Raw genomic sequence first — 24,282 nt, 5'->3', positions numbered from 1 at the left:
AGGCCGGAGCTTCAGCCGGGCTCGTCGCCGGGCCGCAGCGGCTGCTCCGGCACCTTGAGGGCGTCGGCGAGGCGCATGCGCGCGGTGCCGGGGCGCAGCGGCTTCTGCTGGCTCTCATGGGGCGCCCAGCCCGAGAGGAACACGATCTCGAACGTCGCGCGGACCTTGCCGTCGGGGTCCGCGAAGCGCTCGGCATAGACTTCCGCCGCGCGCAGCAGCGTCGCCCGGCGCAGCGGCACGCGGCGGCGTTCGTTGAGCGCGTTTGCCCCGCCCATGCGCCGCAGGTCCGCGAACAGGGTGAAGGGCGAGGAATAGCGAACCACCACGCGATCCACGTCCGTCACCGGCAGGGCGAACCCCGCCCGCTGCAGCAGGGCGCCGAGATCGCGCACGTCGGCGAACGGCGCGACGCGGGGCGAGAGGCCGCCCGTGGTCTCGCTCTCGGCAATGGCGAAGGCCTGCCGCAGTTCGGTGAGGCTGCTCCCGCCCAGCAGCGCGGCCATGAACAGCCCGTCCGGCTTCAGCGCCCGCCGCACCTGCGCCAGCACGCCCGGCAGGTCGTTCACCGACTGGAGCGCCAGCGCCGAAACCACAAGATCGAGGCTTCCGGGGGCGAACGGCAGAGCCTCCTCATCCGCCACCACGGCGGGCAGGACAAGATCTCCGACCAGCGGCGCGGCGCGGATCAGGCGCTCCACGGCCGGGTGCCCGGATAGGGCGGTGGCGAGCGCCGCGGTCGGCGTGCCGAGGTCCACGGCGCTCGCGAAGGTCCGCTTCACGGCCGAAAGCCGATCCGCCACATCCTCCGCCGCGCGCTCCAGCAGGAAGGTCTCCGGCCCCTGCCCGGCGGCGCGGGCGAGGCGTCGGCGCAACAGCGGGCGATCGAAGACGAGATGGGGCGCGGTGTCGGCGGGGGCGGTCATGGCCCGCATATAGGCGCTCGGGCCGGCGGATGCACGCGCCCGGCGTTTCTGCCCGCCCCGGGAAAGCAGCCTTTCCCGCCGCGCTTATTGATCGGCGCCCGGCGAGCCGCTACAGGCCACGGACCTTATAAGACTTTCGCACAAGCGGACGGGAGAGCGCCCCATGGAAACGGCAACCGGCACGACGGCAACCGGCACGGCCACGGCCTCCGACAGGGAAATCCTGCTCGCGCTCTTTGAAACCGCCCTCGCCGCCGCTCTGCCGGAAGGCAAGTTCAAGGACCGCCTCCCCGCCCCGCCCGACGCTGCGAAAGGCGGCCGCACCATCGTCATCGGCGCCGGCAAGGCCTCCGCCCGCATGGCCCGCGCCTTCGAGGAGGAATGGGGCCGCCCCTGTGAGGGCCTCATCGTCACCCGCTACGGCCATGGCTGCGAGACGAAGCACATCGAGATCGTCGAGGCCGCCCATCCGGTGCCGGACCAGGCCGGGCTCGACGCCGCCCGCCGCATCCTGGAGCTGGCGCGCAGCGCGGGGCCGGACGATCTGGTGGTGTGCCTCATGTCCGGCGGCGCCTCCTCGCTGCTCACCCTGCCGGCGGAGAGACTGACGCTCGCCGACAAGCAGGCGCTCAATTCCGCGCTCCTCAAGTCCGGCGCGCCCATCGGCGTGATGAACCGGGTGCGCAAGTCCATGTCCGCCATCAAGGGCGGCCGCCTTGCCGCTGCCATCGCGCCGGCACGGGCCGTCACCTACCTCATCTCCGACGTGCCGGGCGACGACCCCGCCGCCATCGGCTCCGGTCCGACCATTCCCGAGGCATCCGACCCCGAGACGGTGCTCGGCCTGATGCGCACCTGGGGCATCGAGATCACCGACAAGCTGGAGCAGGTCATCCGCGCCAACACGGTTTCGGGCGACGCCATCCCCGGCCAGGAGGTGCACATGATCGCGACGCCGCTCATGGCGCTGAAGGCGGCCGAGGAAAAGGCGAAGGCGCTCGGCCTCACCCCGCTCATCCTCGGCGACGCCATCGAGGGCGAGGCACGGGAGGCGGGCAACGTCTTCGCCGGGATCGCCCGCTCCGCCTCCGAACACGGCCTGCCGGCGGCCGCGCCCTGCGTGCTGCTCTCCGGCGGCGAGACCACGGTGACAGTGCGGGGCAAGGGACGCGGCGGACGCAGCGTGGAATTCCTCCTTGCCCTCGCCATCGCCCTCAAGGGCCGGGCGGGCATCTCCGCCATCTCCTGCGACACGGACGGCGTGGACGGCACCGAGGACAATGCCGGCGCCTGGTTCGACGCGGCGCTGCTCGCCGATGCCGCCGCGCGCGGGCTGAAGCCCGACGATTACCTCGCCAACAATGACGGTTACAGCTTCTTCTCGGCCCTCGACCGACTGGTGATGACCGGCCCGACGCTGACCAACGTCAACGACTTCCGGGCGATTCTGGTGCGCTGACACCGGCGGCACCGATTGCGGCGGGCGTGTGCGTGCACGCGCCTGTTGCAGCGCAGCAGAGCTGCAGCGGACGCATGGCTCATTTAAATTGAGCGATATCAAAATGCTGATCGGTCTGGCCACCAAATCGGCATGGCTTTGCCGTATTGGTCAACGTCAGCCCTATTGACCTTTGCTGCGCTGCACATAGTTTGAGGCACGAACAAGCCGGGGGCGACCGGGAGGAAACCGGAGGTTTTAGACGCCAGTCTGGAGACCACTATGACCGATGAGGTCGCACCGGGGATTATCCGGAAGCTTTGGACCGGAGAGGCCGGACAGTTCCGGGACCATCTCCTCAGGCTCGACACGGAGAGCCGCCGGTTCAGGTTCGGCTCCGCAGTATCCCCTGAATTCATCGAACGCTATGCGTCGCGGGTGTTCCGCACCGGAGCCATCGTACATGGCTGCTTCGTCGACGGCGAGCTGCGTGCCGCCGCCGAGCTCTACCCCATGGGTGACGTGCTGCCTGGTGAGGCGGAAGCCGCCTTCAGCGTCGAGACCGCGTATCAGAACCACGGCCTCGGAACGCTGCTGCTCGACCGGGTGATCCTCTCCGCGCGCAATCGCGGCATCCGCTCGCTGTTCATGAGCTGCCTCGCCCATAATCGGCGCATGCAGCAGATCGCGCGCAAGTACGACGCCGAGCTGAAGTTCGAGCACGACGAGGTCACGGCCGAACTGGTCGCGCCCTTCCCCACCGCACTCTCTCTGGCACAGGAAGCGGCGGCGGATGCCCAGGGCATGGCGGGCGCTGTGCTCCAGGCCCAGCGCCTCGCGACCGGCCGCCTGCTCGACATGTTCCTTCCCGCGGCGCCTGAGCCCGTGCTGGAACCGCACTGACCTGACCCGTCTGCCCCGACGTGAGACCCGGCCCTTCGCAAGGAGGGCCGGCAAACAAAAACCCCCGGCGGTGCCGGGGGTTTTTCGTTTCAGCCAGACAGCGGCCGGGATGGTCCGGCCGGAAATCACTGGCCGGCGATCACTGGCCGGTGATCACTGGCCGGTCTTGGCCTTCTCGAGTTCCTGGCCCTTCTTGAGGAGGGCGGCCTTGCCCTGCTCTTCCTGCTGCTGGGCAGCGGCGCGGGCTTCTTCCATGCGCTTGCGCTCCAGCTCCATGGCGACCTTCGCGTCCATGCCGGGACCGTCATAGGCCTTGCCGAAGTCGGCGTTGGAGATGGGCAGGCTGAGGGTGCGGCCGGTGCCGTTCACCATCTGCAGGTAGACCGCATTGGCCTTGCGCAGCTTGGCGACGAAGGTGCCGTCGACCTCGAGATCGCCGATGCAGGTCGCGCCACCGCCCTGGATGGGCTGGCACAGCACGAACGGGATGTTGACCGGGTCCTTGTCGAGGGTGATGCGCAGGCCGGGCTGGAGGCGCATGCCGAGCGGCACGGAGATGTTGATGTGCTTCTTCGGCTCATCCTGCATCTCGATGATGTCGACCTTGGCGATCGCCTGGCTCTCAACACCGAGCACCTGGGTCAGCACGCAGACCTGCTTCTTCCGCTCGGGCACTTCCTGGCAGATCTTCTGCCACGGCGAGGCGGAGAACTTCACGTCGGGCTCGCCCTGCGGCGCCTGGCCCTGCTGGGGGGCACCGGCCGGAGCCGGGGCAGCGGCGGCGGGAGCGGCCGGCTTGGCGGCAGGCGCGGCGGGCTTGGCGGCGGGCGCAGCCGGCTTGGCCGTGGAGGGCTGGGTCTGGGCAAAGGCCGGACCGGCGAGCGCCACGGTGATCAGCGTGGCGGCGACGGACGCCGTGAGCCGCGCGGTGGAATGGGTCTTCGTCATCGTGGCCTTTCCTGTGGTCTCTGCCGCCGGGCTCCCGCATGCGCAGGCGCACACGCGCGCCGGAGCACCCCGCGCCCCCTCTCGGACACCGGCTCTCTCCTGCCCAATTGAGGCGAGAAGGTGACAAACCGGCCGTCATCTTCACATCTGGCGGCGGGCGCTAGATTGCGGAGGAATGCGGCCAACTGACGGCGCATTCTGCAACCCAAGGGAAATGCTGATACGCGGCCGCCCGCGAGCCCCATATGATGGCACGCGAATCATGGGGCCGCCTTTGCTAGGCTTGGCTTCATATGAAGCCAAGCAGCATCGGAGGCGCCATGATGACCGGCTGCGGAAACGTCGCGCGCCTGACGAGGACGGCTCCCGCGGTCGTCGCGCTCCTGCTGCTGGTTTTCGGCGCCACCAAACCGGCGGTTGCCCAGGCGCTTGACAAGGCGTCCGCCATCGCGATGCGGGGAAAGCCGGCCCTGCCCCCCGGCTTCACCTCCCTCGCCTATGCCAATCCCAACGCGCCCAAGGGCGGGCGGCTCACGCTCTCCCTGCTCGGCACCTTCGACAGCCTGAACCCGTTCATCGTGAAGGGCACGTCGCCCGCCGTCCTGCGCGGCACGGTGACGGAGAGCCTGATGGCGCGTTCGCTCGACGAGCCCTTCACCCTCTATCCCCTGATCGCTCGCACCGTTTCCACGGACGAAAAGCGGTCCTTCGTCGAATTCGGCCTGGACCCGGCCGCCCGCTTCTCCGACGGCAGTGCGCTGACCAGCGCGGACGTGCTGTTCTCGTTCGCCCTCATGCGGGACATGGGTCGGCCGAACCACCGGCTCTATTACGGCAAGATCACCAAGGCGGAGGCGCCGGACGCCCATACCGTGCGCTTCACCTTCGCCGAGCCCGACCCCGAGCTGCCGCTCATCATGGGTCTGATGCCGGTCTTCAGCGAGCAGGCGACCGACCGGTCGCGGTTCGAGGAGACCACCCTGACCCCGCTCCTCGGCTCCGGCCCCTACAGGGTCACCAACGTCAATGCCGGCGCGGCGCTGACGCTGGAGCGCAATCCCGACTATTGGGGGCGGAACGTCGCCTTCAATCGCGGCCTCTACAATTTCGACCGGCTCGACACCGTCTATTTCCGCGATGCCAACAGCGAGTTCGAGGCGTTCCGAAAAGGTCTGATCGACGCCCGGTTCGAAAGCGATCCCGGCCGATGGGAGACGGCCTACGATTTCCCGGCCGTCCGCAGCGGCGAGGTGGTGAAGGAGACCATCCCCACCGGCATTCCCAAGCCCTATTCCGCCTTCGTCTTCAACACGCGCCGCCCGCTGCTGGCGGACATCCGGGTGCGTCGGGCGCTCATTGAGCTGTTCGATTTCGAATGGCTGGACCGCAGCTTCTATCACGGCCTCTACCGCCGCACGGGCAGTTTCTTCGAAGGCTCGGCGCTGTCCAGCCTCGGGCGGCCGGCGGATGCCCGCGAACGCGCGCTGCTCGCCCCGTTCCCCGGTTCCGTGGTGCCCGATGTGCTCGCCGGCACCTATCGGCCGCCGGTCTCCGACGGATCGGGCCGCGACCGCACCCGGCTCAAGGTGGCCCTCGACCTTCTGGAACAGGCCGGCTTCGTACTGCGCAAGGGCGCGCTAGTAGACGCGGGGAACGGACGGCCGTTTGCGCTGGAACTCATGGTGGTCACACGCGACCAGGAGCGCCTCGCCCTCGCCTGGCAGGCGCAGCTGAAGCGGGCGGGCATCACGCTCAATGTGCGCAACGTGGATGCGGTGCAGTTCGACACCCGCCGGCAGGCCTATGATTTCGACATGATGCCCTACGCGTGGTCGCAATCCCTGTCGCCGGGCAACGAGCAGGCCTTCTATTTCGGCGCCGCCGCCGCCGACACGCCGGGCAGCCGCAACTATATGGGCGCGAAGGCACCGGCCATCGACGCCACCATCGTCGCCCTCATCGCCGCGCGGGACGAGGAGGCATATGTCGCCGCCGCGCGGGCGCTGGACCGGGTGCTGATCTCCGGCGCCTATGCGGTGCCGCTGTTCCACACGCCCGGGCAATGGCTCGCGCACTGGACGCGCATCGCCCGGCCCGAGCGGGCTTCCCTCTATGGCACCCTGCCGGAAACGTGGTGGCGCGTGCCGGGCAAATGAGCCCTCAAGCCGGCGCAGAGGCTGGCCGGGCGCGCGCGGCCAGCGTTCCCACGATCACGAAGGCCAGCAGCACCACGCCCTGCGCGATGGCGAACGGCGGCTCCGACTGGGTGGGCGCCAAAGCCGCCAGCGCCGGCACCTTGGCGAACGCCTGCGCGACGGCCACGAACACCAGGAAATAGAGGCTGGCCACGGCAGCGGCCGCATAGACCGGGCGCCACACGCCGGCACGGCCGGCACCGTAGAGCGCATAGGTGGCCACCAGCACCACCAGAAGCGCGATGGCGCCCACCACGTGCGACGGCTTCACCCCCGAGAACGGAAAGAGAAAGCCGGTCGCACTCGTGAGAAAGGCGAGAGCGAGAAAGGCGGCGGTGATCCCCGCCCCGGCCCGTTCGCCCCGCATCAGGGCGAGCGTGACCGGAATCCCGAGAATGATGGCGATCAGGCTGATCCAGGTGTGCAGGCCGGTGAGTGTGGTCGGGTCGAACATGTCTGCCCCCTCGCGGTGCTGGAGCATGATGACGCAGCGTCAGGCTTTCCGCACGCCCGCCTTTGCGGCACGGGCGCAGCCAGTATCCGTTTGCGCAAAAATGACAGGCTTGGGCTGGACAGCGCCGCCGCAACGCAGCAAGTTATGCCGCAAGGGCAAATAACGGCCGCAATTGGCGATGAAGGTCTGCCGCTCTGTTTGCGGTAGTACCTTGCGGCAATACTTCGTACGCTGTACTTGGTCGCAACTACAGAATGGCGTGAGGATGCACGCCGCTCGGCGACGAATGCGTCGGCGATGGCCGCGAGTGCGAAAAGCACGGCCAATACAAGGAGTTCGGCAGGGACCATCGGGTCATGGGATGGTTCGGCCGTGAGTGTCTTCAACGCCGCCACCCGCCAGTGCTGGCACGGGAGGCTCCGTTGGGAGGTGAATTCGATGGCTCGCCCTGGACTTGCGGCACTCAGCCGGGATGATTTCGAGGCCACTCGCCCCGAATACCCGATGCGCTATCGCACAGAAACCGCGCAGAACCAGCGCCCCACCATTCCGGCCCGCATCGGTGCCGGCAGCCGCCCCCGCCGCAGTTCCAAACGCCGCGACGGGCTTATGCTCTGGCGGGTGCTCGGCGTTTCCGCTGCGGTGCTGATCTTCGGCATGGGTGGTTTGCTGGCTTACAATCTTGTTTCTCCGCGTTCCGACACCTCACAGGCCGCAGCCGTTCCCACCCAGCCGACACCAGCTCCCCCCCTCGCCGCCCCTGCCAGCGCAGCCGCAAAGACAGCACCGAAACCCGCGACGCCAGCTCAACCCAAGCGCATCGCAGACGCAGGGCACGGCCAGTCGGCCATCAAGGTGGCCTCCATTCTCGGCGCTGGCGGGGAGACTGCCGCCCCTGTTCCGGCCGAAGCCGGGCCGACGGCCGCCGACTTTTCCCGACCTGCCTTCCTTGAGCCCGTCAACGACACGGATGAGGAGACCCTCCCGGCGAGCGCCGCGGAGACGGTGGCCGAACGCACCCCGCCCGACGCCGCCGCGCCGCTGCCCGCGCCCCGACCTGTGAAGATGGCCTCTGCCGACACCGCGGCGTCCGACGACGACTCCGCCACATCCGCCCGCATCCGCTCGGCGGTCACGCTCCGCTCCGGCCCACGCCGCTCGGCCTCGGCCATCGGCACGCTGGAGGGGGGCACGAAGGTGAAGCTCTATTCGTGCAAGAGCTGGTGCGAGGTCTCGACCGGCGATAAGCGCGGCTGGGTCTACAAGTCGTCGGTGGACCGCTGAACCGCTGCTGCCGGTCCACCGTCACCATCCGCCTGAAGCCCGGGAAAGTCGGGGAAACTCAGTCGAAACCCGCTTTCTGCCTCTCGGATGATACCGATCACGTGGTTCATGGCGCGTCCTCATGAAGAGGAATGCGCCCGGGTGCCTTCCGCGTTCCGCCTTCGCGGTGTCAGCGGCGTGAGAGCCGTCACCGCTTTCTGTCGCGGCGATCGGTCGTGGCATCGAGGAGGATGCCGCGCGAGACCGCGCCGCGGCCGAACTTCGCCCGCAGCGCATCCATGGCGGTCTCGGTGGCCTTGAGGCGCTGGCTGGTGGTGTCCACGAGATCGGCCGGGTCGGCATCGGCGATGGGGCAAAGGTCCGAGACGCCGACGCCGATCAGACGGAACAGCGTTCCGTCCGTCTCCTTCACCAGCAGCTCATGGGCGGCCGCGTTGATGCGGGCGGCAAGGCAGGTCGGGGCCTCCAGCGTGCGCGAGCGGGTGCGCAGGCGGAAATCGGCGCTCTTCAGCTTCAGGGTCACGGAGCGTCCGGCGATGCCGGAGCGCTTCAGGCGGTCGCTCACTTCCTCGGAGAGTGCATAGAGCGTCTGCTCCAGCGGGCGCAGGGCGCCGATGTCGCGGTCGAATGTCGTCTCGGCGGACACGCTCTTCGCCTCCCGCTCCGGCTCCACCTTGCGGGTGTCGAGGCCGAAGGCGAGGCGCGAGAGCCGCAGGCCCTCCGCGCCATAGCGGCGGGCGAGGTCGGCTGGTTCGGCGCGCTGGAGATCGCCGATGGTGGAAAAGCCATCCCTCGCCAGCTTGCCGCCGAAGGCCGCCCCCACCCCCCAGATGAAGGTGACAGGGCGTGGCGCCAGGAATTCCGCCGCCTCGCTCTGGCCGATCACCGAGAAACCGCGCGGCTTGTCGAGGTCGGAGGCGATCTTGGCGAGGAACTTGTTGGCCGCGAGCCCCACCGAGACGGTGATGCCCACCTCCCGCTCCACATCGCGGGCGAAGCGCGCGAGCGTCAGCGCGGGGCTGGCCTGATGCAGGGCCTGCGTGCCCGAGAGATCAAGGAAGGCCTCGTCGATGGAGAGCGGCTCCACCAGCGGGGTCAGCGCCTTCATGCGGGCGCGCACCTCGCGGCCGACCTTCACGTATTTCTCCATGTTGGGCTTCAGCACCACCGCATCCGGGCACAGGGCCAGCGCCTTGAACATGGGCATGGCCGAGCGCACGCCGTGGATGCGGGCGATGTAGCAGGCGGTGGAGACCACCCCGCGCTTGCCGCCGCCGATGATGAGCGGGACGTGCGCGAGGTCGGGATTGTCCCGTTTTTCCACCGCCGCGTAGAAGGCGTCGCAATCCACATGGGCGACGCTGAGGCTGTGCAGTTCGCCATGCCGCACCACCCGCGGGCTGCCGCAGGCGACGCACCGCAGGCCGCGCGACCCGGCAGCGGCGGAAACGTCCGAAAGGCAGTCTCGGCAGAGGCCGGGCGCGGTCATGGCTTTGGGGACGGCCCGCGCCGCCGGCTACATGGGACGGCGGACGATGGCGTCCGGGTCGATGGGCGGCGAGAGGATCTCGTGGGCAGCGGCCACATGGCGCGGATCGAGACCCTTTTCGGCGGCGAAGGCAAGGAGAAGGGGCTCGTCGTTGAGCACGAAGGCGAGCACGCCGGCGCCGAAATCGCGCCGGCCCGCCGCCTCGCGCAGGTTAGCGGGGGTGAGGCCGGTCTCGGCGAGGAATCGCACGAGGCGCTCGCCATCGGCGGCGATGAAGGAGAGGGCGGAAACCGCCACCTCCTGCGCCGCATCACGCTGGGCCTTGAGGCCCCTTGGTTTGTCCTGAATGGGCATTTGCGCTTCCGCAAGGATTGGGGTCTAGCTGTCGGCGGCATTCCAGCACGTTCGCCGCGTGCTGCGAAGGGTGGCAGGATGCGGCGAAGTCGGGCCGGGTTTCGGGGGACGCGATGACCAAGACGGTGATGATCGTGGAGGACAACGAGCTCAACATGAAGCTCTTCCACGATCTCCTGGAGGCGCACGGCTATCGCACGGTAGAGACGCGCTCCGGCGTGGAGGCGGTGGAGCTGGCCCGCGCCAACCGGCCGGACCTCATCATCATGGACATCCAGCTGCCGGAGATTTCCGGCCTCGATGTCACCCGCAAGCTGAAGGCCGATCCCGAACTGCGCGCCATCCCCGTGGTGGCCGTCACCGCCTTCGCCATGAAGGGCGACGAGGAGCGCATCCGCGCCGGCGGCTGCGAGGCCTATCTCTCCAAGCCCATCTCGGTGGCGCGCTTCCTTGAAACGGTGCGACAGTACACGGGCGGATGAGGTGGGGACGGCCGAATCACCGGCTTTTCCTTTCGCCCCGTTGTGCTAGTCTTCGTGGCTTCCAGATGCGAGGCGGAAGGTGCGCGGCCGGCCATGCCGGTCCAGAGGCCCTTTCGCTGCCAGACAACCCTACGGAGTGCTCAGGTCCGCCGCATCTCCTGGGTCCGTGGGGTTTGGCCGGTGGGTGAGCGTCGCGGGAGGCCTCCCCGCCCGCTCCCCGCCGGCCAGCCTATCCTCTCCCCCTCCTGCTCTCCCGGTCATTGCGTCCCCTTGCGTCGCCCGCGCGTCGTCACCACGTTTGCGTGCTGAAGGAGTTGCATTGCCATGAGCACCACCGGCGACACGTCCCGCGAGCCTGCCGACACCGATATCGCCTATCGGCCGCACGCGTTCGATCCGGTGACGCAGCCCGAACTGTTCGAGGGCGTCCTCTCCCGCCGCATCATCGCCTTTCTCGTGGATGCGCTGATGGTCATCGGGCCGGTGGTCCTGTTCGGCGTGTTCGTGTTCGTGTTCGGCATCGTGACGCTGGGCCTCGGCTGGCTGCTGTTCTGGCTGACCGGACCGGTCTTCATCGTGTGGGCCGTGGCCTATTATGCCTTCACCCTCGGCGCGCCCGCCTCCGCCACCCTCGGCATGCGACTCATGGAGATCGAGCTGCGCACCTGGTACGGCGCGCCCTGCTACGCGCTGCTCGGCGGGGTGCGCGCGGTGTGCTTCTGGGTGTCGGTTTCGGTGCTGACCCCGTTCGTGCTGCTGGTGGGCCTGTTCAACGACCGGCGCCGGCTGCTGCACGATTTTCTCTGCGGCACGGTGGTCATCAACAGCGCCGATCGGGCCGAGGCGCTGCGCCGCATCCGCTGAAATTTCACCCTCCCGGCGACTGCGCCTTTGACGGGCCTGCACGCAGGCGCGATGATCCTGGTTCAGAGGCCAGATCCCCGTGAGTGAGCACCCCCGCGACACACCACAATTCTATCTGACGGCGCCCTCCCCCTGCCCCTACCTCCCGGGCAGGGAGGAGCGGAAGGTGTTCACCCACCTCGTCGGCGACCGCGCGGCCGCGCTCAACGACGTGCTGACGCAGGGTGGATTCCGTCGCAGCCAGTCCATCGCCTATCGCCCCGCCTGCGAGGGCTGCAAGGCCTGCGTCTCGGTGCGCATCTGCGTGGCGGATTTCCAGGAGAGCCGCAGCTTCCGGCGGGTGCAGGCGCACAACGCCGACATCGTGGGGCAGGTGAAGCCGCCCACGCCCACCTCCGAGCAATACAGCCTGTTCCGCACCTACGTGACCTCCCGCCACGGCACCGGCGGCATGGCGGACATGAGCGTGCTCGACTACGCCATGATGGTGGAGGACACCCACGTCCACACCCGGCTGGTGGAATACCGCAAGCGCGGGCCGGACAGCCGCATCCTCGAGCGCGGCACCGGAGACCTGATGGCGGTGGCCCTCACCGACATCCTCTCCGATGGCCTCTCCATGGTCTATTCCTTCTACAACCCGCTGGCGCAGGACCGCTCGCTGGGCACCTACCTGATCCTCGATCATGTGACGCGGGCGCGGCAGATGGGCCTGCCTTACGTCTATCTGGGCTATTGGGTGCAGGGGTCGCGGAAGATGGACTACAAGCGCCGCTTCCTGCCGCAGGAGCGCCTCTCGCCCCATGGCTGGGAGCGCATCGAGGACTAGAGCCGGGGCAAGGCACCGCGCAGGGGGGCCGGATGCATCTGACCAACGCGGTCAACATCTTCATCACCGTGTTCGCGGCGCTCTTTCCTATCGTGAACCCGCTCGGCACGGCGCCCATCTTCCTCACCTTCGTGCGCCGCTGCTCGCCACAGGTGCGCGAGCGCATCGCGCGCAGCGTGGCGATCTACGGCTTCCTGCTGCTGTTCGGGTCGCTGGCCATCGGCGCGCAGATTCTCCTGTTCTTCGGCATTTCGCTGCCGGTGCTGCGGGTCGCGGGCGGGCTGGTGGTAGCGGTGGTGGGCTGGAATATCCTGCACGAGGACGAGAACGCCCCCGGCAAGGCGAAGGGCGTGGAACTGGATGAGGCGCACGCGCAGGACCAAGCCTTCTATCCCCTCACGCTCCCCCTGACGGTCGGCCCCGGCTCCATCGCCGCGACGGTGGCACTCGCGGCCGGCCATACGCCCACCTGGAAGACCGATCCTCTCTTTCAGCTTTCCAGCGTGCTCGGCGCGCTGGCCGGGCTCCTGGCGGTGTCGCTGACGGTGTATTTCTCGTTTCGCGAGGCGCCCACGCTGGAGCGGGTGCTGGGCAAGACCGGCACCAACGTGCTGGTGCGCCTGTTCGCCTTCATTCTGTTCGCCATCGGCGTCCAGATCATCTGGATGGGCGTGGAGGCGCTGGTCACGCAGTTGCCGCGCTAAGGGCAAACGTCGGGACAATCCTGGCATACCTCTAGAGCGGTGCAGCGCACATCCGCATGCTGCTAGAACGGTGCATCTCCCCTGCCGCTCCGGAGCCGCACCATGTCCCATCTCAATCCCCCCATCCGCCGCGTCGCCGTGATCGGGGCCGGCACCATCGGGGCCAGCTGGGCCGCGCTCTTCCTCTCGCGCGGGCTGGAAGTGGTGGTGAGCGATCCCGCCCCGGGCGCGCGGGAGGCGACGCAGGCGCTGATTTCCGGGGCCTGGCCGGTGCTGTCCCAGCTCGGCGGCGAGGACTGGATCGACCCCACCGCGTGGCGCTTCGAGCCGGACCCGGTGGCCGCGGTGGAGGGCGCCGATTTCGTGCAGGAGAATGCGCCCGAGCGCTACGAGGTGAAGCAGAAGCTGTTTCCCGCCCTTGATGCAGTATTGCCACCGGAGGTGGTGATCGCCTCATCGTCCTCCGGCCTGCTGGCCAGCCGCATCTCTGAGGGCTGCCGCCACCGCGAGCGCTGCCTCATCGGCCATCCCTTCAACCCGCCCCATCTCATCCCGCTGGTGGAGGTGGTGGGCGGTGCCCATGCGAGCCGCGACGCCATCGCCCGGGCCATGGCCTTCTACCGCTGGCTCGGCAAGCACCCCATCGAGATCCGCAAGGAAGTGCCCGGCCATGTGGCGAACCGCCTGCAGGCGGCCCTGTGGCGCGAGGCGATCCATCTGGTGGCGGAGGGCGTCGCCTCGGTGGAGGATGTGGACGCCGCCGTGTCCGAGGGCCCCGGCCTGCGCTGGGCGCTCATGGGCCAGCACATGACCTTCCATCTCGGCGGCGGCGCGGGCGGGCTCGGACAGTTCATGCACCACCTGCTGCCGGCGGTGGAAACGTGGTGGGACGACCTCGGCGCCCCGGCCATGACACCGGAGCTTCAGGCCGCGCTTGTGGCCGGCGTGGAAGCCGAGGCCGCCGGCCGCTCCATGACGGATCTGGCGCAGCGGCGCGATGCGCTGCTCACCCAGCTCGTCGCCCTCAAGCGCGCCGCCGATGTGCGCGACGAACAGGCCGAGATCAGCGCGCGGCTGGACGAGGCGCTGGAGGAGAGCTTCCCCGACAGCGATCCCATCGCCGTGCGCGGCGACGACTGAGGGGGACAATAAAAAAGGCCGCCGCGAGCCCAAGCCCGCGGCGGCCTTTCGTATTTCCGTCCCGGCCGCGCACGCGCGCGGCACGGAGGGATCAGGCCAGCGACTTGATCGCGGCCTTGCCGGCGTAGCGGGCCGAGTCGCCCAGTTCCTGTTCGATGCGCAGCAGCTGGTTGTACTTGGCGGTGCGGTCCGAGCGGGCGAGCGAGCCGGTCTTGATCTGCCCGCAGTTCGTCGCCACCGCGAGGTCGGCGATGGTGGAATCCTCGGTCTCGCCGGAGCGGTGGGACATGACAGCGCGATAGCCGGCCTTGTGGGCCATTTCCACCGCGTCCAGCGTCTCGGTGAGGGAGCCGATCTGGTTCACCTTCACGAGGATGGCGTTGCCGACGCCGTCCTTGATGCCGCGCGACAGGCGCTCGACATTGGTGACGAACAGGTCGTCGCCCACCAGCTGGCACTTGGAGCCGATGGTGTCGGTGAGCAGCTTCCAGCCGGCCCAGTCGTCCTCGGCCATGCCGTCCTCGATGGTGACGATGGGATAGCCGGCGACGAGCTGGGCCAGGTACTTCACCTGGGCCTCGATGTCGCGCACCTTGCCCTCGCCTTCATAGTGATAGGCGCCGTCCTTGAAGAACTCGGTGGAGGCGCAGTCGAGACCGATGAACACGTCGTCGCCCGGCTTGAAGCCGGCCTTCTCGATGGCGCCCATCACGAAGTCCAGCGCCGCCTCGGCGGAGGCGAGGTTGGGGGCGAAGCCGCCCTCGTCACCCACGTTGGTGTTGTGGCCGGCGCTCTTCAGGCCGCTCTTCAGCGTGTGGAAGATCTCCGCGCCCCAGCGCAGGCCCTCGGCGAAGGAGGAGGCGCCGGCGGGCAGGATCATGAATTCCTGGAAGTCGATGGGGTTGTCCGCATGGGCGCCGCCATTGACGATGTTCATCATGGGCACCGGCAGCACGCGGGCGTTCACGCCGCCCACATAGCGGTAGAGCGACAGGCCGCTCGCCTGCGCGGCGGCCTTGGCCACCGCCAGCGACACGCCGAGGATGGCGTTGGCGCCGAGGCGGGCCTTGTTGGGGGTGCCGTCGAGACCGAGCAGCACGGCGTCGATGTGGGCCTGGTCCTCGGCCTCGTAGCCGCCGACGGCGTCGAAGATCTCGCCGTTCACCGCGTCCACGGCCTTGGACACGCCCTTGCCGAGATAGCGGCTCTTGTCGCCGTCGCGCAGCTCGACCGCCTCGTGGGCGCCGGTCGAGGCACCCGAGGGGACCGCGGCGCGGCCGAGGGAGCCGTCTTCCAGCACCACGTCCACCTCGACGGTGGGATTGCCGCGGCTGTCGAGAATCTCGCGGCCGATGATATCCACGATGGCGGTCATGAAGGTCCCTTCCCTTGGTGTCCCGCGTGGGCGTCCCGCGGCGGCGAGCGGCGGCGGCCTGACGGCTGCCCGCGGGGCCGTGACGGACCCCCTCACCCTTCAACCTCGCCCGCCCCCGGGAGTGGAAGGCGAGGCGCCCTCCAGGCGCCGTGCTTCTAGCGCGAACCTTCGCTGATGCGAAGGGGCTTGATCGCAAAGAGGTGATCGGTCGCAAAACCGCCCGACGGCGGTTGAACATTGCCGGCCCGAAAGCTATGCCGCCGATCCATTCCCAAGGAAGCGTGATGACCGACCGCCCGTTGCAGCTCGGCGCCCAGAGCGCCCTGCCCCCGTCCCCCGAGGAGGCGGTGCTCGACCGCGTGCCCAATCCCCATCCCGATGCCGATTACGTGGCGCGCTTCACCTGCCCCGAGTTCACATCGCTCTGCCCGGTGACGGGCCAGCCTGATTTCGCCCATCTCGTCATCGACTACGTGCCCAATTTGCACCTCGTGGAATCCAAGTCGCTCAAGCTCTATCTGGGCAGCTTCCGCAACCATGGCGCGTTCCACGAGGATTGCACGGTTGCGGTGGGCAAAAGGCTGGTGACGCTGCTGGAGCCGCGCTTCCTGCGCATTGCCGGCTATTGGTATCCGCGCGGCGGCATTCCCATCGACGTGTTCTGGCAAACGGGTAAGCTGCCGGAGGGCGCCTGGCTTCCCGACACGGGGGTTGCGCCCTATCGCGGTCGCGGGTGAAGCTGGGGCTGACGGTCGCGAGAGCCGGCCGACGGGGGGATGAACGAGACGGCTGCGGCGAGACCGCTGCGTCGACAACCCGAGGGCATCAGCATGCCGAAGCTCATCGTGACCAACGGCGACAGCGCGGCCGAGCGCCTGCGCGAGGCGGGGATCAAGGGCCATATCATCCCGTGGCGGGACATGCTGCATGACGGGCCGGTGCCCGCCGCCACCCTGCTCGACGACGTCTCCGACGTCAGGGCCGACTTCCTCTCTTCCGCCCTGGGTCTGCCGTTCGACGAGGTCCGGGCCGATTTCGCCCATCGCGACGCGCAGATGGAGGTGCATTCGGCCTATGGCGAAGTGGAGCTGTGGTTCGAGCACGATCTCTACGACCAGCTCCAGCTGATCCAGATCCTCGACTACCTCGCCCATGAGCCCGAGCGCATGGGGGTGAGCCTGGTCCAGGCCTCCCACTACCTCGCCGTGATGGAGCTTGAGGACCTGCGCGCCCTTGAAGCGCAGCGCACTCCCGTCACCCATGTCCAGATGGAGACCGCGCGACAGGCGTGGGAGGCGTTCACCGCGCCGACGCCGCGCCCGCTGTCCACCTTCCTCGAACGCCCGCACGAGGCGCTGCCCTACCTGTCGCCCGCCCTCTCCCGCCTCGTCTGCGAGCTGCCGGCGCCGGGCAGTGGCCTGTCGCTGACCGAGGAGCGGATGCTGCGGCATCTGGCCGGTGGGCCGATGAAGGTGGCGCACCTCTATGCGGCGGTCCATTCCATGGATCAGGCGCAGTTCCTGGCCGACCTGCCCTTCTTCCTGCGCCTCGACGGCCTCGCCTTCGCCCATGAGCCGCTCGTCACCGGCCTGCCCTTCCGCTCCAGCGAGGCGCCGAGCCTGAGTTTCACGCCCGGCGAGGATGGCGCCGCGGAGCGCAGCTATCGGGCCTATGCTGCGGCCGAGGTCTCCCTCACGGCGGCCGGGTCGGCTGCGCTCAAGGGCGCCTTCGACCACGCGGCCAACAATGGGGTGGAGCGCCATCTCGGCGGCACGCGCATCTGCGCCGGCGCCATGTGGCGCTATGATCGGGCGGCGGGGCGGCTGGTGCTGCCGAACTAAGTGGGGACGGCGGCGACCTCAGGCCGCGGCGTCCTCCTCGGCGACCTGCTCGCTGTGCGCCTTGAAGGCGGCGAAGGCGACCACGGTCAGCGGGGTCGCCAGCACCACGCCCAACGCGCCGAAAATGCTGCCGAACGCCACCACCGCGAACAGCGTCACCGCCGGCGGGAGGGACACCATGCGCTGCTGCAGCAGCGGCGTGATGATGTTGCTCTCCGCCTGCTGCACGCCGACGAAGACCAGAAGCGTCCAAAGCCCGGTGTCCGCGCCCATGGTCAGCGCGATCAGCACCGCCGGGGCGGCCGCCATCACCGGGCCGATCATCGGCACGAATTCGGCGAGACCGGCGAACAGGGCCAAGGCCAGCGAGGAAGGCACGCCCACGATGGTGAGGCCGATGAAGGTGAGCACGCCCACCACCACCATGGCGATGAGCTGCGCCTTGAGGAAGTGCCTGAGGTCCTCCGACACCATCGCGAGCTGCCGCGCCGCCGTCGGACGCTCGGAGGGGCGCCACAGTGACAGGAACATGCGGCGGTAAAGCTCCGGCGAGACGGCGAAATAGATGCCGCCCACCACCACCAGGAACACGCCCAGAACCACCTGGAACAGGTTGGACGTGAAGCCCTGCACGACCGAGAGAAGCGTGTCGCTGGAGGGTGCCGCCGCCTCCGCCCGCTTGAGGAGATCGTCGCCGAGACCTTCCAGATGGAAACGCTGCTCGAATTCGGCCCAGGCCGAGGGCAGCTCATTCACCAGCTGCGTCACCTGCACCTGGATGGTGGAGCCGAACAGGTAGAGCGCGAGCCCGAGCCCGCCGAAGACGAGGATCCCCACGGGGATCACCGCATACCGCTCGGGAAAGCGCGTCCACTTGGCGAAGGGCTCGGCAAGCGCATGGAGCGCCAGGGAGACGAGGCAGGCGGCGAACACCTGGAGGATGACGTCGTAGATCTTCCACGACAGCCATGCGAGCGCGATGACGATGCACGCGATGGCGACACGCCGTGCCACGTCCCGGTCCGAAACCATGGTGCCCCCAGATGCTCGCGGATGTTCGATGCGTTTGCGGCTTCATAGCGCGAAACGCATCCGTCCGCGCACCGGAAAGTCAGAGGGGCCGGAACACCGCCCGGACCAGATCGAGGCGGCGGCAAGCCGCGCGATCCTGCGGATCGACCATCAGCCGCTGCATGGCGTCGAATGTCTGCGCGGCGAGCAGGCCCCGCCAGGTGGTGCGGGAGGGCGGCGGCAGCGCGTGGTGGCGCAGGCTCGGCTTCAGCGTGCCGTCGATCTCGGCGAGGCTTTCCAGCGGAAGCTCGGGCCAGTGTTCGCCCAGTTGGCGCCCGGCGCGATCCATGGTGCCGCGCCAGTCGGCCATCAGACCGTCGAACGAGATGACGGTGCGGGGCATGCCGCGCGTCGCGATCTCGGAATCGAGCGTGTAGCGCAGCCAGATGCCGAGCCCCTTGCCGAGGTCGAAGCCGTCCCGCTTGGTGAGGGAGGCGGCCACCTCCACCGGGTTGCGCAGGGCGAGAAACGGCACGATGCGGTAGCCCGCCTTCTTCAGCACCGGGTCATAGATGGCCATGAGACGGGAAATGCGGGGGTCCTTGAGAACGATGTCGGGCGCATCGCCGTATTCGTCGGCGAGCGCGCGGCGCACCTCATCGAGAAGGCCCGAGCTGCGGGCCGCCGCCATCACGTCCCCGCCCATCACCTTGCGGGAGGACCATTTGTGGCCGCAGGCCTTCAGGATGCGTTCGTCGAGGTCCATGAAGACCTCGCTCTCCCAGAAGCCGGCCTCATTGGCTTCGGTGGCGGCCATGAGGGTCTTCGGGGCCGAAAAGCCCATCAGGTTGATGATGCGGGTGAGCGCCGATGTGCCGCTGCGGTGCATGCCCAGCACCAGAACGGCGCGCTTGTATGTCGTCACGGAAGGCTCCTTGAACGACAGGGCCGCCCGCTCCCGCCGCTTACGGAAGGTCTGATAGACGCACCGTCACGCGGCTTCAACCGCCACGACACCGGGAATGGCCTTGATGGCCCCGGCAATCTGCGGCGACACGGAATATTTGCCGGGCAAACTTACCTCCACCTCGGCATGGGCGTCGTCGACCAGCAGGATCAGACTCACCTCGCCGGCCCCGCTGCCCCCCGTCTTTCCGTCCGACAGGCGGCGCGCGATGCCCTCGATGGGCTCGGGCGAGCGCAGGAAGATGCGCAGGCCCTTCTGGTGCTTCGCCGTGACGGGATCGAGCTTCTCGCAGGAATTGATGCGCACGCGCACATCCTCGCCGTTCATCTCGGCGGCGACCATCATGAGCAGCGGAGTGCCGGGCTCCAGCAGGTCGCGGTAGTGCGCGAGGCCCTCGGAGAAGATCACCGCCTCGTAGTGCCCCGAGGGGTCCGAGAGCCCAACGATGCCCATGCGCGTGCCGGACTTGGTGCGCCGCTCCTGCTTGGAAACCACCGTCGCCGCCAGCCGCCCGGCCGCCGCGCCGGAGCGCACGGCGCGGGAGAAGTCGGCAAAGGACTGCACCCGCATCTTCTTCAGCGCCTCGGCATAGTCGTCCAGCGGATGGCCGGTGAGGAAGAAGCCGATGGAATCATATTCCCGTTGCAACCGCTCCGAGGGCAGCCAGGGCGACGCCTCGGGAATGGGGAGGGAGGCCGCCGCGGCCGGGCCGGAGCCAAACATGTCGTTCTGGCCGGACTGGGCATTGGCCTCCACCCTTTGCGCCTCGGCCACGATGGGCTCGATGGCGGCGAAGGCGCGGGCGCGGTTCTTCTCCAGCACATCGAAGCAGCCGGCAGCCATCAGGCTTTCCAGCGTGCGCTTGTTGACGAGCTTCACCGGCAGCCGCGCCGCGAAGTCGCCGAACGAGCGGAACGGCCGGTCGCCCCGCGCCGCCACCAGCGCGTCCACTGCCGCCTCGCCCACGCCCTTGATGGCGGCCATGGCGTAGATGATCTTGCCGTCCTTCACGCCGAACTCGCGGGCGGACAGGTTGATGTTCGGCGGCACCACCTCGATGCCGAGCCGCTGCGCCTCCTGCCGGAATTCCGCGAGCTTGTCGGTGTTGCCTTTATCGAGCGTCATGGAGGCGGCGAGGAACTCGGTGGGGTAGTTCGCCTTCAGCCATGCCGTCTGGTAGGCCACCAGCGCATAGGCCGCCGCGTGGGACTTGTTGAAGCCGTAGTCGGCGAACTTCGCGAGCAGGTCGAAGATGGTGTCGGCCTGCGCCTTCTCGATGCCCCGCCCGGCGGCGCCAGAGACGAAGCGCTCGCGCTGCTTCTCCATCTCGGCGCGGATCTTCTTGCCCATGGCGCGGCGCAGCAGGTCGGCTTCGCCCAGCGAATAGCCCGCCATGGCCTGGGCGATCTGCATCACCTGTTCCTGATAGATGATGACGCCGAACGTCTCCTTCAGGTACGGCTCCAGCATGGGGTGGAGATAGTCCGGCGTCGCCCGACCGTGCTTGCAGTCGCAATAGACCGGGATGTTGGCCATGGGGCCCGGCCGGTAGAGCGCGACGAGGGCCACGATGTCCTCAATGCGGTCGGCCTTCATGTCCACCAGCGCCCGGCGCATGCCCGCGCTTTCCACCTGGAACACGCCCACCGTCTCGCCCTTGCCGAGCATGTGGTAGGTCTTGGGATCGTCGAGCGGGATCTTGGAGATATCGAGCTCGATGCCCCGCTGGTGCACCAGCTTCACCGCCTTCTCGATGGTGGTGAGCGTCTTGAGGCCGAGGAAGTCGAACTTCACGAGGCCGGCCTGCTCCACCCATTTCATGTTGTACTGGGTGACCGGCATGTCGGATCTGGGATCGCGATAGAGCGGCACCAGCTCATGGAGCTGGCGATCGCCGATCACGATGCCGGCGGCGTGGGTGGAGGCGTGGCGGTTCAGCCCCTCCAGCTTCACCGCGATGTCGAAGGCGCGCTTGACCACCTCTTCCTGGTCGCGCGCCGCCTGAAGGCGCGGCTCGTCCTCGATGGCCTGCTTCAGGGTGACGGGATTGGCCGGGTTCTGCGGGACGAGCTTGCACAGCTTGTCCACTTGCCCATAGGGCATCTCCAGCACGCGCCCCACGTCGCGCAGCACGCCGCGCGCCTGGAGCGTACCGAAGGTGATGATCTGCGCCACCTGCGCGCGGCCGTAGCGCTCCTGCACATAGCGGATCACCTCGTCGCGGCGCTCCTGGCAGAAGTCCACGTCGAAGTCGGGCATGGACACGCGGTCCGGGTTCAGGAAGCGCTCGAAGAGCAGGCCGAACCGGAGTGGATCAAGGTCCGTGATCTGGAGCGAGTAGGCCACCAGCGAGCCGGCGCCCGAGCCACGCCCCGGCCCCACCGGGATGTCGTGCGCCTTGGCCCACTTGATGAAGTCCGACACGATGAGGAAGTAGCCGGGGAACTTCATCTTGGTGATAACCGAGACCTCGTAGGCGAGGCGCTCGTGATAGGCGGCCTCGTCCAGTCCCGGCGCCGGCCCGTGCTTGGCGAGGCGGGCCGCGAGCCCCTCCTCCGCCTGCCGCTTCAATTCTGCGGCCTCTGCCTCCAGCGGGTCGGAGCCCTCGGCCTTCTCATCCGCCGTGGTGAAGCGCGGCAGAATGGGCTTCACCGTGCGCACGCGGTAGGCGCAGCGCTTGGCGATCTCCACCGTGTTGGCGGTCGCCTCGGGCAGGTCCGCGAACAATTCCAGCATCTCGGCGCGGGTCTTGAAGCGGTGCTCCGCCGTCAGCCGCCGCCGGTCGCCTTCCGAGAGCAGACGCCCCTCGGCGATGGCGAGGAGGCCGTCATGGGCCTCGAAGTCGGATTTGGCCGCGAAGAAGGGTTCGTTGGCCGCCACCAGCGGAATGCCCTTGGCATAGGCAAGCTCAAGCAGCGCCGGCTCGGCCAGCCGCTCGGGATCCGCACCGTGGCGCTGCACCTCCACATAGAGCCGGTCGCCGAACAGGGAGGCGAGCAGATCCAGCCGGTCGGCCGCCATCTCCGGATGGCCGCCGACGATGGCGCGGTCTAGCGGGCCGGACGGGCCGCCCGTGAGGCAGATGAGGCCGGTGTTCGCCTCGGCCAGCCATTCGGGCAGGATGCGCGGCTCGTCCTCGCTCGCGGTTTCGAGGAAGGAACGGGAGACGAGGCGCATCAGGTTGCGCCAGCCCGCGTCATCCTTGGCCAGCAGCACCACGCGGGGCTTCTTCGGCCGCAGGCCGCCGCGCGGCCCGGCCGCATCCGGCAGATCGAGCGCCAGCGACACGCCGGGAATGGGCTGTATGCCCGAACCCGACATCTTCTCGGAGAACTCAAGCGCGCCGAACAGGTTGCCGGTGTCGGTGAGCGCGATGGCCGGCTGATAGTCCGCCTTCGCCAGATCCGCCAGCTTGCCGACGGAGAGCGCGCCCTCCAGCAGCGAATAGGAGGAATGGACGTGCAGGTGGATGAAGCCGGGATCGGACATGAGGCTCGGGGCGCCGTTCACTGAGCGGGGGATTCGTTCTCCCTTAAGGTAGCCCCGATTGCCGCCCGCGAAAGAGCGTGCGGCATCCGTGCCCGCTATCCTCCGACCACCGGGGCGCTATTCTCGCGGGAAATCCCATCGGAGCCGGCATGACGCGGTCGCTTCTCGCCAACTGGGTGTTCTGGGCCGTCCTCTCGGCCGCCTTCGCCGCGCTCACGGCCATCTTCGCCAAGGTGGGCGTGGCGGGGGTGGATTCCGACTTCGCCACCCTCATCCGCACCGTCGTCATCCTCGCGCTGGTGGCGGCCATCGCGGGAATGCGCGGGTCGTGGCAGCCGGTCGCCAGCGTGTCGGGGCGGACTTGGCTCTTCCTGCTGCTCTCGGGCCTTGCCACCGGCGCCTCGTGGCTGTGCTACTTCCGCGCGCTAAAGATGGGCGATGCCGCCCGCGTGGCGCCGGTGGACAAGCTCAGCGTCGTGCTGGTGGCGGTGTTCGGGGTGATCTTCCTGGGCGAAAAGCTGTCGGCGGTGGCAGCGCTGGGCGTCGCACTCATCGCGGCGGGGGCGGTGCTGGTGGCGCTCGGCTGAGCTTGTCGGTCAGAAGTGGCTGTAGCTGCCGCTGCCGAGGTCGAGCGGATGGCCACCGGCGTCGGTCACATCAAGGCCGGAGCCTTCCCGCGTCTCGCCGATCAGCGCCACGGGCACGCCGGCCTGCGCCGCCTCGATCGTGAAAGCGGGAACGGCCGCATGGGGCACGCAGGCAAGGATCTCATAATCGTCGCCGCCCGACAGGGCCACCGCGAGCAGGCCCGGATCGGCCTTCACCGCAGCGGCAGCCGCCACTGAGAGGGGTACGCGCCGCGCCTCCACCTTGCCGCCGCAGCCGGAGGCGGCGAGCATCTTGGCGAGGTCGCCGGCGAGCCCGTCCGACACATCCATGGCGGACGCCGCATGCCGCCGCAGGACGCGGGCAAGGGCAAGGCGCGGTTGCGGATTGAGATAGCGGTCGAGGAGATGCGCGCGTTGCTCGCCGGACAGCCCGGCGAAAGCCGGCGCATCGCCGTCCTGCCGCAGCCGGAGGCCCAAGGCGGCGTCGCCGATGGTGCCGGACACGAAGATGGCCATGCCCGCCTGCGCCCCAGTGCGCGGCACGAACTCACCCTTGGGCACGGCCCCCAGCGCCGTGATGGTGATCGTCACCGGGCCGGGGGTGGAGACCGTGTCCCCGCCGAGGATGGGGCAGGAGAAGGCCTCCGCATCGGCCCCGAGGCCGGCGGCGAAGGCTTCCATCCACGCATCGGGCGTGCCCTTGGGCAGGGCGATGGCCATCAAGGCGCCGATCGGCGCGGCGCCCTTGGCGGCGAGGTCGGAGAGGTTCACCCGCAACGCCTTGCGGGCGATGGCGGCGGGCGGATCGTCGGGGAAGAAATGCACCCCCGCGACCACTGCATCCTTGGTCAGCACAAGGTCGCAGCCTTCGGGTGGCGACAGCAGCGCGGCATCGTCCAGAAGGCCGAGCGCGCCCTGCGACCCGGCGATGGGGCGGAAGTAGCGGGCGATGAAGCGATCCTCGCCCGAGCCGCCGCCCTCCAT

General features: G+C 68.7%; 22 protein-coding genes. 12 read left to right on the top strand and 10 right to left on the bottom strand.

Annotation, left to right across the window (positions count from 1 at the left end):
* Nucleotides 1-11 precede the first annotated feature (11 nt).
* Nucleotides 12-923: a methyltransferase domain-containing protein gene (locus A37E_RS0120615; protein ID WP_029558357.1), complete on the bottom strand. Its 912-nt coding sequence runs from the start codon at nt 921-923 to the stop codon at nt 12-14.
* Nucleotides 924-1,086: 163 nt separating this feature from the next.
* Between A37E_RS0120615 and A37E_RS0120610 the strand changes: the two genes are divergently transcribed.
* Together A37E_RS0120610 and A37E_RS0120605 are read left to right on the top strand one after the other, a co-directional pair.
* Nucleotides 1,087-2,382, top strand: a complete 1,296-nt coding sequence (locus A37E_RS0120610; protein ID WP_051679224.1) for a glycerate kinase — start codon at nt 1,087-1,089, stop codon at nt 2,380-2,382.
* Nucleotides 2,383-2,643: 261 nt separating this feature from the next.
* Nucleotides 2,644-3,264: a GNAT family N-acetyltransferase gene (locus A37E_RS0120605; RefSeq protein WP_024279223.1), complete on the top strand. Its 621-nt coding sequence runs from the start codon at nt 2,644-2,646 to the stop codon at nt 3,262-3,264.
* Nucleotides 3,265-3,417: 153 nt separating this feature from the next.
* On the opposite strand, the gene A37E_RS0120600 is transcribed toward A37E_RS0120605, so the two are convergent.
* The gene (locus tag A37E_RS0120600) at nt 3,418-4,212 is read right to left on the bottom strand and encodes an invasion associated locus B family protein (RefSeq protein WP_051679223.1); all 795 of its coding nucleotides are present in this window, start codon (nt 4,210-4,212) and stop codon (nt 3,418-3,420) included.
* A gap of 320 nt (nt 4,213-4,532) precedes the next feature.
* On the opposite strand from A37E_RS0120600, the gene A37E_RS0120595 reads away from it, so the two are divergent.
* The gene (locus A37E_RS0120595; RefSeq protein WP_245279392.1) at nt 4,533-6,368 is read left to right on the top strand and encodes an extracellular solute-binding protein; all 1,836 of its coding nucleotides are present in this window, start codon (nt 4,533-4,535) and stop codon (nt 6,366-6,368) included.
* 4 nt (nt 6,369-6,372) lie between these two features.
* On the opposite strand, the gene A37E_RS0120590 is transcribed toward A37E_RS0120595, so the two are convergent.
* On the bottom strand, nt 6,373-6,861 hold the full coding sequence (locus A37E_RS0120590; protein WP_029558352.1) for a hypothetical protein: 489 nt from the start codon (nt 6,859-6,861) through the stop codon (nt 6,373-6,375).
* A 438-nt stretch (nt 6,862-7,299) separates the two neighbouring features.
* Between A37E_RS0120590 and A37E_RS26620 the strand changes: the two genes are divergently transcribed.
* Nucleotides 7,300-8,145, top strand: coding sequence for an SH3 domain-containing protein (locus tag A37E_RS26620; RefSeq protein WP_197023021.1), 846 nt, complete (start codon nt 7,300-7,302; stop codon nt 8,143-8,145).
* A 187-nt stretch (nt 8,146-8,332) separates the two neighbouring features.
* Here A37E_RS26620 and A37E_RS0120580 read toward each other — a convergent pair whose 3' ends face one another.
* Nucleotides 8,333-9,634 (bottom strand): DNA polymerase IV, encoded by a 1,302-nt coding sequence (locus tag A37E_RS0120580; protein WP_038193475.1) that lies wholly within the window; start codon nt 9,632-9,634, stop codon nt 8,333-8,335.
* 27 nt (nt 9,635-9,661) lie between these two features.
* A complete protein-coding gene (locus tag A37E_RS0120575) occupies nt 9,662-9,988 on the bottom strand; it encodes a DUF3572 domain-containing protein (RefSeq protein WP_029558349.1) in 327 nt (108 codons plus the stop codon).
* Nucleotides 9,989-10,101: 113 nt separating this feature from the next.
* Here A37E_RS0120575 and A37E_RS0120570 point away from each other — a divergent pair, with 113 nt between their 5' ends.
* The 5 genes from A37E_RS0120570 (at nt 10,102) to A37E_RS0120550 (ending at nt 14,007) form a co-directional block, all read left to right on the top strand.
* The gene (locus A37E_RS0120570; RefSeq protein ID WP_024279231.1) at nt 10,102-10,470 is read left to right on the top strand and encodes a response regulator; all 369 of its coding nucleotides are present in this window, start codon (nt 10,102-10,104) and stop codon (nt 10,468-10,470) included.
* A 324-nt stretch (nt 10,471-10,794) separates the two neighbouring features.
* On the top strand, nt 10,795-11,334 hold the full coding sequence (locus tag A37E_RS0120565) for an RDD family protein (RefSeq protein ID WP_156026392.1): 540 nt from the start codon (nt 10,795-10,797) through the stop codon (nt 11,332-11,334).
* 79 nt (nt 11,335-11,413) lie between these two features.
* Nucleotides 11,414-12,163, top strand: coding sequence for an arginyltransferase (locus A37E_RS0120560; RefSeq protein WP_029558347.1), 750 nt, complete (start codon nt 11,414-11,416; stop codon nt 12,161-12,163).
* A gap of 32 nt (nt 12,164-12,195) precedes the next feature.
* Nucleotides 12,196-12,867: a MarC family protein gene (locus A37E_RS0120555; protein WP_029558346.1), complete on the top strand. Its 672-nt coding sequence runs from the start codon at nt 12,196-12,198 to the stop codon at nt 12,865-12,867.
* Between the two features lie 102 nt (nt 12,868-12,969).
* On the top strand, nt 12,970-14,007 hold the full coding sequence (locus A37E_RS0120550) for a 3-hydroxyacyl-CoA dehydrogenase NAD-binding domain-containing protein (protein WP_029558345.1): 1,038 nt from the start codon (nt 12,970-12,972) through the stop codon (nt 14,005-14,007).
* A gap of 91 nt (nt 14,008-14,098) precedes the next feature.
* Here the strand turns inward: A37E_RS0120550 and eno are convergent, their stop codons facing one another.
* Nucleotides 14,099-15,382 carry a phosphopyruvate hydratase gene (gene eno, locus A37E_RS0120545; RefSeq protein ID WP_029558344.1) on the bottom strand — a complete coding sequence of 428 codons (1,284 nt, stop codon included), beginning with the start codon at nt 15,380-15,382 and terminating at the stop codon, nt 14,099-14,101.
* A gap of 284 nt (nt 15,383-15,666) precedes the next feature.
* Here eno and queF point away from each other — a divergent pair, with 284 nt between their 5' ends.
* Nucleotides 15,667-16,119, top strand: coding sequence for a preQ(1) synthase (gene queF, locus A37E_RS0120540; protein ID WP_029558343.1), 453 nt, complete (start codon nt 15,667-15,669; stop codon nt 16,117-16,119).
* 93 nt (nt 16,120-16,212) lie between these two features.
* Nucleotides 16,213-17,223, top strand: coding sequence for a DUF1835 domain-containing protein (locus tag A37E_RS0120535; RefSeq protein WP_038193471.1), 1,011 nt, complete (start codon nt 16,213-16,215; stop codon nt 17,221-17,223).
* A gap of 18 nt (nt 17,224-17,241) precedes the next feature.
* Here A37E_RS0120535 and A37E_RS0120530 read toward each other — a convergent pair whose 3' ends face one another.
* The 3 genes from A37E_RS0120530 to dnaE all read right to left on the bottom strand — a co-directional run bounded on the left by A37E_RS0120530 (nt 17,242) and on the right by dnaE (nt 22,690).
* The gene (locus A37E_RS0120530; protein ID WP_197023020.1) at nt 17,242-18,237 is read right to left on the bottom strand and encodes an AI-2E family transporter; all 996 of its coding nucleotides are present in this window, start codon (nt 18,235-18,237) and stop codon (nt 17,242-17,244) included.
* A 97-nt stretch (nt 18,238-18,334) separates the two neighbouring features.
* Nucleotides 18,335-19,159, bottom strand: coding sequence for a sulfotransferase family protein (locus A37E_RS0120525; protein WP_051679221.1), 825 nt, complete (start codon nt 19,157-19,159; stop codon nt 18,335-18,337).
* Between the two features lie 66 nt (nt 19,160-19,225).
* Nucleotides 19,226-22,690, bottom strand: coding sequence for a DNA polymerase III subunit alpha (gene dnaE / locus A37E_RS0120520; RefSeq protein ID WP_029558338.1), 3,465 nt, complete (start codon nt 22,688-22,690; stop codon nt 19,226-19,228).
* 149 nt (nt 22,691-22,839) lie between these two features.
* Between dnaE and A37E_RS0120515 the strand changes: the two genes are divergently transcribed.
* Nucleotides 22,840-23,277, top strand: coding sequence for an EamA family transporter (locus A37E_RS0120515; protein ID WP_029558337.1), 438 nt, complete (start codon nt 22,840-22,842; stop codon nt 23,275-23,277).
* A gap of 9 nt (nt 23,278-23,286) precedes the next feature.
* Here the strand turns inward: A37E_RS0120515 and thiL are convergent, their stop codons facing one another.
* Nucleotides 23,287-24,282, bottom strand: a complete 996-nt coding sequence (thiL, locus tag A37E_RS0120510; RefSeq protein ID WP_029558336.1) for a thiamine-phosphate kinase — start codon at nt 24,280-24,282, stop codon at nt 23,287-23,289.

Source organism: Xanthobacter sp. 91, from assembly GCF_000702385.1.
Classification (GTDB): domain Bacteria; phylum Pseudomonadota; class Alphaproteobacteria; order Rhizobiales; family Xanthobacteraceae; genus Xanthobacter; species Xanthobacter aminoxidans.
The sequence above is the reverse complement of the archived record's forward strand: the minus strand, read 5'-3'. Positions and strand labels throughout refer to the sequence as shown.